The organism is Dokdonella sp. (assembly GCF_036518555.1).
Lineage (GTDB): Bacteria > Pseudomonadota > Gammaproteobacteria > Xanthomonadales > Rhodanobacteraceae > Dokdonella_A.
Genome location: NZ_DATDMY010000098.1, coordinates 1 through 7,482 on the forward strand (window position 1 = coordinate 1; position 7,482 = coordinate 7,482).

A 7,482-nucleotide genomic window follows, 5' to 3' on the forward strand; every position below is an offset into this window, starting at 1 on the left:
GCACGGCTCGGTCAGCGTACCTGTCTTGTCGAATACCACGTGCGTCGCGCCGGCGAGCGCCTCGATCGCATCGACGTGCACGACGAGCACGCCGCGGCGCGCTAGCAGCGCAAGTGCGCGCGTGAGTGCGGCCGGGACCGCGAGCGCGAACGCGCACGGGCACGACACGACGAGCACGGCGAGCGTGGCGGCGAACGCGCGCGACGGATCGACGAGGCTCCAGCCGATCGCAGCGATCGCAGCGAGGGCGAGTACGCGCGCGACGAAGCGCGCAGCCATGCGCTCGCCGGCACGGGCGAGGCGCGGGCGTTCCGCCTGCGCGCGCGTGACCAGCGCGACGATTCCAGCGAGTGCGGTGTCGGCGCCGACGCGCTCGACGCGCACGCGCGCCGGCCCGTCGACGACGATGCTGCCCGCGACGAGCGCGTCGCCGGCGCACTTGGCCACCGTCGCCGACTCGCCGGACAGGAGCGCTTCGTCGACCCGGCAGCGGCCGTCGACGAGCCTGCCGTCGGCAGGCACGGCGGCGCCGCTGGCGACCCAGGCTTCGTCGCCCGCGCGCAGCCGTGTCGCGGCGATGCGTTCGATCGAGCCGTCCGCGCGGATTCGGTCGGCGAACGCGGGCGTGAGCCGCGCGAGCGCATCGCCGAGATCGCCGGCGCGATGCCTCGCGCGCATCTCCAGGTGGCGGCCGAGCAGCAGGAAGAACACGAACATGCTGACCGAGTCGAAATACACTTCGCGCCCGCCGCGGATCGCTTCGACCACGCTCGCGGCGTAGATCAGCGCGATCGCGAGCGAAACCGGCACGTCCATCGACAGGCGGCGCGCGCCGAGGGAGCGCACGGCGCCGGCGAAGAACGGTCGCGCCGCATACAGCACCACCGGCGAGGCGACGAGCAGCCCGAACCAGCGGAACAGGTCGCGCGTGCTCGCGTCCATGCCGCTGAACGCGCCGAGGTAGGGTGCGCTCGCGTACATCATCGCCTGCATCGCGCCGAAGCCGGCCACGACGAGGCGCTTGAGCGCGGTGCGCGACTCGGTGCGGCGGCTATCGTCGAGCGCGGCCGTGTCGAGCGGCAGCGCGGCGTAGCCGGCGCGCGCGAAGGCCTCGACGACGCGCGCGAGATCGCAGCGCGCGGCGTCCCAGACGACGTGCGCGCGCCGCGCGGCCGCGTTGACCTGCACGCGCTGGACGCCGGGCACCGCATCGAGCATGCGTTCGATCAACCACACGCAGGCGGCGCAGCGCACGCCGTCGACGAGCACGATCACCTCGCGGCGGCCGTCGCCGAGGTCGCGCACCACGTGGCGCACGAGATCGGCGTGGTCCCAGGGCCCGGCTTCGCCCGCGCCGTCGCGTGGACGCGGGGCGGGTGCGCTGCGCAAGCGGTAGTAGTCGGCGAGGCCGAGCTGCTCGATCCATTCGGCCGCCGCGCGGCAGCCCTGGCAGCAGACCGGATGCGCGACGCCCGCGATCGTCGCATGCAACGGCTCTCGCGCCGGCAGCGGTTCGCCGCAGTGCCAGCACGCGGCGTGCGTCACGGCTTCGCCTGCGCGGGGTCGGGCGGGGGCGCCGGTTCGGCGAGCGGCATCTTGAGCAGCTCGCCGCCGGTCGGCAGCGCTTCGTCGGCGTGCCGCGCGCCGAGCACGATCATGAGCACGCACCCCCCAAGCGACGCGGCGAACACGAGTGCGCCGAGCCAGACCACCGGCTGGCGCAACCACGCGGAGCCTGCGCGCTCAGCGCGCGCCGTCGGCATGCGAGCGGGCATGGACCCAGGCCGCGATGAGGCGCGTCTCGGTGTCGTCGAGGCGCGTGCGCCATGCGGGCATCGTGCCGCCGCGACCGTCGCGGATCGTCTTCTCGATCGTCGCGAGGTCGCCGCCGTACAGCCACGTGCCGTCGGTGAGATTGGGCGCGCCGAGCGCGGGGTTGCCCTTGCCGTTCGCGCCGTGGCACGCGGAACAGACCGCGAACGTGGCCTTGCCCGCTGCCGCCTTGGTCGGCGAATGGTCGGCGCCCGACAGGCCGAGCACGTAATTGGCCACGTTCTCGATCGTCGCCGCGTCGAACGTGCCGCCGAACGGCGGCATCGTGCCGTGACGACCGTCCTGGATGCTCGCGAGGAGCGTGGCGCCGTCGCCGCCGTAGAGCCAGTCGGCATCGACGAGGTTCGGCGCCCCGAGCAGGCGGTTGCCGCGCCCCTCCCGCCCGTGGCACGCGGCGCAGTTGTCGACGAACAGCCGGTGGCCGATGCGCGTCGCATCGGGGTCGCCCGCGATGCGCTCGACCGGCTGGCCGGCGAAGCGCTGCAGCACGGGATCGAGCCGTGCGCGGTTCTCCGCGACGTCCCGCGCGAGTTCGCCGTGCGCGGTCCAGCCGAGCACGCCCTTGTAGGCGCCGAAGCCCGGGTAGAGCGCAAGGTAGATGAAGCCGGCGACGAACATCGCGCCCGACAGCAGCACCCACCACAGCGGCAGCGCGCGCACGCCCTCGCGCAGCACGCCGTGCGCCCAGACGTGACCGCTCGTGCCATCCGGCTGCACCGGAATCCGCACACGCTGCCCCCACAGGAACAGGAACAGCGTGATGCCGAGATTCAGTACGACGAGGAACATGATCCAGCCCGACCAGAACGGACTCATGGCGCTTCCTCGTCGTGCATCGGCAAGCGCGCGAGCGCGTCGTACTTGCGCGCGTGGCGCGCGTTCCAGACCCAGATCCAGATGCCGATGAAGCTCGACATCGTCGCCAGCGTGAACACGCCGACGAGGTGTCCCCAGAAGGGTGGGATGTTCACGGCGCGACCTCCGGCGTGTCGTGCGTGGCGTCCGCGGTCTTCGCGAGGTCGGCGGTGCCGAGTCCCTGCAGATAGGCGATCAACGCTTCCATCTCGGTATGCCCGCTCACCGCCGCACGGGCGCCGGCGATGTCGGCGTCCGTGTAAGGGTCGCCGAGCGTGCGCAGGGTGCGCATGCGCGCCTCGATGTCGGCCGGATCGAGCATCGCCTGCGACAGCCACGCGTAGGCGGGCATGTTCGACTCCGGCACGACCGAGCGCGGATCGCGCAGGTGCAGGCGCTGCCACTCGTCGGTGTACTTGCCGCCGACGCGCGCGAGATCGGGACCGGTGCGCTTGGAACCCCACTGGAACGGCCGGTCGTAGACGGACTCGCCGGCGACCGAGAAGTGGCCATAGCGTTCGGTTTCGGCGCGCAGCGCGCGCACCATCTGCGAGTGGCAAAGGTAACAGCCCTCGCGCACGTAGATGTCCTTGCCGGCGAGACGCAGCGCGTCGTACGGACGCACGCCGTCGGCGGGTTTGACCGTGTGCGCGGCCATGAACAGCGGCGTGATCTCGGCGAGGCCGCCGATCGACACCATGATCGCGATGAGGATGCCGAGCAACCCGGCATGCTTCTCGATCGCCTCGAAGTACGTGTACCCACCAGCCATGTCTGTTGTCGCTCTTAGTCGAAAAGTGCGGCCATGGATCGCCGCTCGTGGACCGCCAGGATCAGAAGGTGCCTTCGATTCGGATGACTCGTCGAAGCAGCGTGCCCGGAAGCGCGCCTCAGTACGCCGGCAATGGCGCAGGAACCTGCATCGGTTCCGGTTCGGGGATCGGCACCGGGATCGGCGTGATCAGGCGCGCGCGCGCGTGCGCCGCGGTGTGCCAGAGGTTCCACGCCATCACGACCATGCCGCTGAGCACGAGCACGCCGCCGAGCCAGCGGACCGCGTACCACGGCTTGACCGCGATGAGGCTGTCGATGAACGCGTACGTCAGCGAGCCGTCGGCATTCGTCGCGCGCCACATCAGGCCTTCGGTCACGCCTGCGGTCCACATCGCGACGACGTACAGCAGCAGGCCGATCGTGTGCAGCCGGAAGTGCAGCTCCATGCCGCGCACGGAATGCATCGCGGGGCGGCCGAGCGCGCGCGGCGCCATCGCGTAGAGCGAGCCGATCGTGATCATCGCGACCCAGCCGATCGAACCGGAGTGCACGTGGGCGACGGTCCAGTCGGTGTAGTGCGACAGCGAGTTGACGGTCTTGATCGCCATCATCGAGCCTTCGAACGTCGATGCGGCGTAGAACACCAGCGACAGCACCATGAACTTCGCCGCCGGGTCGGTCTTGAGGCGGTGCCACGATCCGTTGAACGTGAGCAGGCCGTTCGCGGCCGAGCCCCAGCTCGGCATCAACAGCACCAGCGAGAACGCCATGCCGACCGACTGCACCCAGTCCGGCAGCGCGGTGTACATGAGGTGGTGCGACCCGGCCCACATGTACACCGAGATCAGCGCCCAGAAATTGACGATCGAGAAGCGGTAGCTCCAGAGCGGCTGCTGCGCCTGGCGCGGCACGAAGTAGTACATCATGCCGAGGAAGCCCGCGGTCAGGAAGAACGCGACCGCGTTGTGCCCGTACCACCACTGCACCATCGCGTCGACGACGCCGGAATAGACCGGATAGGATTTCCACAGCGACGCCGGCAGCGCCAGGTTGTTGACGACGTGCAGCAGGCCGACCGCGATGATGAACGCGCCGTAGTACCAGTTCGCGACGTAGATGTGGCGGATGCGCCGGCGCGCGAGCGTCGCGAAGAACACCGTGCCGAACGACACCCACACGATCGCGACGAGGATGTCGATGAACCATTCCGGCTCGGCGTACTCCTTGCCCTGCGTGATGCCGAGCGGCATCGTGAGCATCGCGAGGACGCAGGCCAGCTGCCAGCCCCAGAACGTGAACGTCGCGAGCCGGCCGAGCGCGAGGCGCGTGTGGCCGGTCCGCTGCACGACGTAGTAGCACGTGCCCATGAGCGCGGAGCCGCCGAACGCGAAGATCACGCCGAACGTGTGATCCGGCCGCAGCCGGCTGAAGCTGAGCCACGGGATGCCGAGATTGAACACCGGCCAGGCGAGTTCGGCCGCGATCCAGCAGCCGATCGACATGCCGATGATGCCCCACACCGCCGCCGCCAGCAGGAACAGGCGCACGATCTGGTCGTTGTAGGTTTCCGTCCTCGGCATGGCAGCCTCCGCTAAACATCTATTGTCGGGCGGCGCCGCGCCCTCGTGGGCGACGTGCGTCAAGCTGCCACGCCCTGCGCGTGCGGCAATCGGTCGCAACGGGCTCAGTCGGCGAGCAGGCGTTTCGCGGCGGCGACGAATTCCGGATCGGCCTCGCCTAGGCGATCGCTGCGCGCGACGATGCGTCCTTGCGCATCGAGCAGCACGAGCGCGCTGGAATGGCTGAACTCGCGGTTCTCGAGCTGCTTGTACTGGATGCCGAGCACCGCGGCGAGGCTGCGCACGTGCGCCTTGTCGGTGCGTGCGAGGCGCCAGCGCGAGGTGTCGAGATGGCGCTTGTCGGCCACGCGCTTGAGCGCTTCGGGCGTGTCGTTGTCGGGATCGAGGCTCACGAGCAGCACGTCGATGCGCGTGCGCTCGACGGGGGCGAGTTCGCGTTCGGTCTTCAGCAGCGTGTCGATGATGAGCGGGCAGACGTACTTGCACGAGGTATAGAACATGCTGACCACGCGCGCACGCCCACGTGCATCGGCGAACGCGAAACCGCGGCCGTCCTGGTCGACGAGCGGAACGTCGAGGTGGTAGGCCGAATCGCCGGGCAGGGATGCGGCGGGTGCGGTCGCTGCGGGCGGCTCGTTCGCGCGGCTCGCGGCCGGAAGCCCGGCGACGAGCGCGAGCGCGAGGCCGAACGCGGCGATGCGAGTGCAAGTATTCATCGTGTGCCTCCTGGGGCTACCGTGCGCAACGGAAGCCGAGATTCGCGGTGGTGTCGGCGGCCTTCAGCGACGACAGCAGGGCGATGCGCATGAGCAAGGCGTAGTTGTCGCGGTCGCGCAGGCTGAGCGCGGCCGAGCCGCAGAACTTCAATCGATCGGGGTCGTTCTGGTCCCGACTGTCGGACGTGACCATCATCGAAGCCTGGTCGTCGACCCATTCCCAGACGAGGCCGTGCAGGTCGCGCACGCCGTACAGGTTCGGCGCACCGCCGATCGACGCGAGCGGCGCGTTCGACGGCTTCGCGTACCAGTCGAGCAAGCGTTGCCGCCACGCCGGATCGCGACGCGCGTCGGCCGCGTCGGTACTCGCCGCCGCGGCGCGCTCCCATTCGATCCAGCTCGGCAGGCGCGCGTGCTCGGATTCGCAGTACGCCTGCGCGGCGAACCAGCTCACCTGCGTGACCGGTTGCGTCGGCAGCGCCTGCGCACCGAGCTCGCCGGCGGCCTGCCAATGCGAGAGGTAGCGTGGGTCGGCGAACACGGACGGCACGCGGTCGCGCCGCCACTGCGGGTGTGCCGTGACGAATGCGAGGAATTCGGCATTCGTCACGGGCTCGACGCGCAGCGCATACGCGGCGACCTGCGCGGGTTTCGCATCGGCCTCCGTCTCGATCACGCTGACGAATTCCGTCGCGGGGATCGTCGCGTAGGCCGGCGCCGCCGGCTGCGCGACGCACGGACCGGCCGCGAGTGCTGCCGCGAGCGCGGCCGAGCACGAGGCTGTCGCGAACCGGTGTGCCGTGCGCGCGCTCATCGACGCTCTCCGGTCAGTGCGCCGGTGCCGCGGCCGCGGGTGGCGTCGCGCGAACCTTCGCGGCATCGTCCTTGTGCACCTGGCCGCCCGGGTTGCCCCAGCTGTTGAGCACGTAGGTCGCGATGTTGGCGACCTCGTCGTCGGTGAGCTGCGTCATCGGCGGCATCACCGAGTTGTACTCGGTGCCGTTGACCGTCACCTTGCCGGTGAGGCCGTGCAACATGATCTCGACGATGCGCTTCGGGTCTTCCGCGAGCAGGCTCGACTTCGCGAGCGGCGGGAACACGTTCTGCAGGCCCTGGCCATTGGCCTGGTGGCAGACCGAGCACGTGCCCGTGAACAGCACCTGGCCAGCCTTGATCTGGTCTTCCTTCGTCAAGGCGCCGCTCGCGGCCGCCTTCGCCGCGGCGGCGACCGGCTTGAGATTCGGCTCGGAGCGGTCGCCGAGGTAGACCGAATCGACTTCCTTGCCCGAATAGATCGCCTTGTTCTCCGGCCCGTCGACCTTGAGGATCGCGAGCGCGCCCTTGTTGAACGCGCGGAAGATCGAATGGTCGACGAGCACGTAGCTGCCCGGCACCTCGGTGTGGAACTCGACGATCGCGGCGCCGCCGGCGGGGATGAGCGTGGTCTGGACGTTCTCCTGCGGATGCGTACCGCCTTCCTGCTGCACGCGATCGAAGATCTCGCCGATCACGTGGAAGCTCGAGACGAGATTGGGGCCGCCGTTGCCGATGAACAGGCGCACGGTCTCGTTGGTCTTGGCGGCGAGCGACTTGTCGCCGGTGAGCGCGCCTTCCGCGCCGTTGAACAGCACGTAGGTGGGCTTCTCGTCGATCGCCTTTTCCATGTCGAAGGGCTGGTTGCCCTTCTCGCGGTACTTGCCGGTCGTGTAGAAGTCGCCCTGCAT

General features: G+C 69.8%; 9 protein-coding genes. All 9 read right to left on the reverse strand.

Annotated features, from left to right (window positions below):
* Positions 1–1,545, reverse strand: a 1,545-nt coding sequence (locus VI238_RS06200) for a heavy metal translocating P-type ATPase (protein ID WP_331649555.1), incomplete at its 3' end; no start/stop codon positions are given.
* Entirely contained in the window at positions 1,542–1,724 is a 183-nt protein-coding gene (locus VI238_RS06205) for a hypothetical protein (protein WP_331649557.1), read from the reverse strand. The genes VI238_RS06200 and VI238_RS06205, both read right to left, overlap by 4 nt.
* Before the next feature lie 19 nt (positions 1,725–1,743).
* The gene (ccoP, locus tag VI238_RS06210) at positions 1,744–2,649 is read right to left on the reverse strand and encodes a cytochrome-c oxidase, cbb3-type subunit III (protein ID WP_331649559.1); all 906 of its coding nucleotides are present in this window, start codon (positions 2,647–2,649) and stop codon (positions 1,744–1,746) included.
* On the reverse strand, positions 2,646–2,804 hold the full coding sequence (locus tag VI238_RS06215) for a CcoQ/FixQ family Cbb3-type cytochrome c oxidase assembly chaperone (protein ID WP_331649561.1): 159 nt from the start codon (positions 2,802–2,804) through the stop codon (positions 2,646–2,648). Before VI238_RS06215 ends, ccoP begins: the two co-directional genes overlap by 4 nt.
* Entirely contained in the window at positions 2,801–3,460 is a 660-nt protein-coding gene (gene ccoO, locus VI238_RS06220) for a cytochrome-c oxidase, cbb3-type subunit II (RefSeq protein ID WP_331649563.1), read from the reverse strand. Before ccoO ends, VI238_RS06215 begins: the two co-directional genes overlap by 4 nt.
* Positions 3,461–3,578: 118 nt before the next feature.
* Positions 3,579–5,042: a cytochrome-c oxidase, cbb3-type subunit I gene (ccoN, locus tag VI238_RS06225; RefSeq protein WP_331649565.1), complete on the reverse strand. Its 1,464-nt coding sequence runs from the start codon at positions 5,040–5,042 to the stop codon at positions 3,579–3,581.
* A 104-nt stretch (positions 5,043–5,146) separates the two neighbouring features.
* Entirely contained in the window at positions 5,147–5,758 is a 612-nt protein-coding gene (locus tag VI238_RS06230) for an SCO family protein (protein WP_331649567.1), read from the reverse strand.
* A gap of 16 nt (positions 5,759–5,774) precedes the next feature.
* Complete coding sequence (locus VI238_RS06235) at positions 5,775–6,572, reverse strand: formylglycine-generating enzyme family protein (RefSeq protein WP_331649569.1); 798 nt, start codon at positions 6,570–6,572, stop codon at positions 5,775–5,777.
* Between the two features lie 13 nt (positions 6,573–6,585).
* Positions 6,586–7,482, reverse strand: an 897-nt coding sequence (locus tag VI238_RS06240; RefSeq protein WP_331649571.1) for a c-type cytochrome, incomplete at its 5' end; no start/stop codon positions are given.

Coding starts and splice junctions, on each gene's coding strand:
- ccoP (WP_331649559.1), bottom strand. CDS start 2,649: ATGAGTCCGTTCTGGTCGGGCTGGATCATGTTCCTCGTCGTACTGAAT.
- ccoN (WP_331649565.1), bottom strand. CDS start 5,042: ATGCCGAGGACGGAAACCTACAACGACCAGATCGTGCGCCTGTTCCTG.
- VI238_RS06235 (WP_331649569.1), bottom strand. CDS start 6,572: ATGAGCGCGCGCACGGCACACCGGTTCGCGACAGCCTCGTGCTCGGCC.
- VI238_RS06230 (WP_331649567.1), bottom strand. CDS start 5,758: ATGAATACTTGCACTCGCATCGCCGCGTTCGGCCTCGCGCTCGCGCTC.
- ccoO (WP_331649563.1), bottom strand. CDS start 3,460: ATGGCTGGTGGGTACACGTACTTCGAGGCGATCGAGAAGCATGCCGGG.